Annotated in this window: 2 protein-coding genes; both read left to right on the plus strand. The window is 42.7% G+C overall.

Translation table 11 applies throughout. The features are described 5' to 3' along the window. Nucleotides 1–53: 53 nt before the first annotated feature. Nucleotides 54–434 (plus strand): transposase, encoded by a 381-nt coding sequence (locus tag B879_RS20740; protein WP_009187185.1) that lies wholly within the window; start codon nt 54–56, stop codon nt 432–434. Beyond that, on the plus strand, nt 431–1,309 hold the full coding sequence (locus B879_RS20745) for an IS3 family transposase (RefSeq protein WP_009187186.1): 879 nt from the start codon (nt 431–433) through the stop codon (nt 1,307–1,309). Before B879_RS20740 ends, B879_RS20745 begins: the two co-directional genes overlap by 4 nt. Nucleotides 1,310–1,425 lie beyond the last annotated feature (116 nt).

A 1,425-nucleotide genomic window follows, 5' to 3' on the forward strand; every position in this document is an offset into this window, starting at 1 on the left:
GTCATGTCCTGAAATAGCTTGACAGTAATAAGTCAAACTATAATTGGAAAAAGATGACAAAAAGTGTTCGAGATTTCAAACGGTACAGTATTAGCTTTAAGAAGCATGTAGTAGAGGAGCTGGAAAAAGGCAGCTCCTTTTCGGAACTTCAAAAGAAGTATGATATCAGAGGAGCGGAGACGATCCAGAGGTGGGTCCGTTCCTTTGGCAGGAATCATTTGTTGAATAAAACAGTCAGGATAGAAACAGTGGACGAAAAGAGAAGACTTAAGGAACTTGAAGAAGAAAACAAAAGGCTTAAAGCGGCTTTAGCTGATTCTGTTGTAGCAAACCATATGTTGGAAACGCTGGTCAAAGTTGCCAACGAAGAGTACAAAACGGATTTAAAAAAAAACTTTGGCAACGGGCTGTTTCCAAAAGGCCTGAAGAAGTGAGTGTTAAGTCCGGTTGTACTTACTTTGGATACAGTAGGTCAGCATATTATGGCTGGATGGACTCGAAGTTGAAGGAGGAAGCGCAATACGATCTGGTATTGGAGCTTGTCCGGGATCACCGGAGGACCCATCCGATGATTGGTACAAGAAAGCTTCAGGAGCTGATCAAAGAAGATACGGAGAGGTTAGATATCAGCATAGGAAGGGACAGGCTCTTTGATTTGTTGCGTTCGGAAGGCATGCTGGTCAAGCGCAAGAGGAAGTATGTTGTTACAACACAGTCATTTATGCGCTACAGTAAATATGAGGATCTGTTCAACGGCAAGGTTTGGACCTCTGCCCACCAGGCTTGGGTTTCGGACATAACCTATATCCGAGTCGGTGATTCCTTCAGGTACCTGTATCTTATTACCGATGCATACAGCAGGAAGATAGTGGGATGGTATTTGGGGAATACGCTTGAGTCAAAATGTGCTGTAGAAGCCTTAAAAATGGCGATAGACCAATGTCCTTCAACAGAAGGTATTGTTCATCACTCAGATAGGGGCTTTCAGTATTGCAGCAAGATCTACACTGAATTGCTGGAAAAGGGAGGGATAAAGTCCAGTATGGGAGAAGCGGGAAATTGCTATGATAATGCAATGGCAGAGCGTGTTAACGGGATTCTGAAGATTGAATATAAACTTGGGGACAGGTTTAAGAATCTCAAAGAAGCGTTTGCAGCAGTAAGGCATGGAGTATGGGCCTACAATGAAAAGAGGCCACATTGTTCATTAAATATGAAGAAGCCGATTGAAGTACATGAGGGACTAACAGTGTTTTCATCTCTCAAACGCAAAAGTAGCCCAAGACAGAAACCTGTCAAGGCTATATAAACGTCGCTTCGCTCCGGCCTTTACAGGTCTCCTTACTTGGGCTATAGGGCATTTAAGAGGATTGAAAACAAAAGAAAAAATAAGGAAAAAAGTGTCAAGTAAAATCAGGACGTGAC

It is taken from the genome of Cecembia lonarensis LW9 (assembly GCF_000298295.1).
Lineage (GTDB): Bacteria > Bacteroidota > Bacteroidia > Cytophagales > Cyclobacteriaceae > Cecembia > Cecembia lonarensis.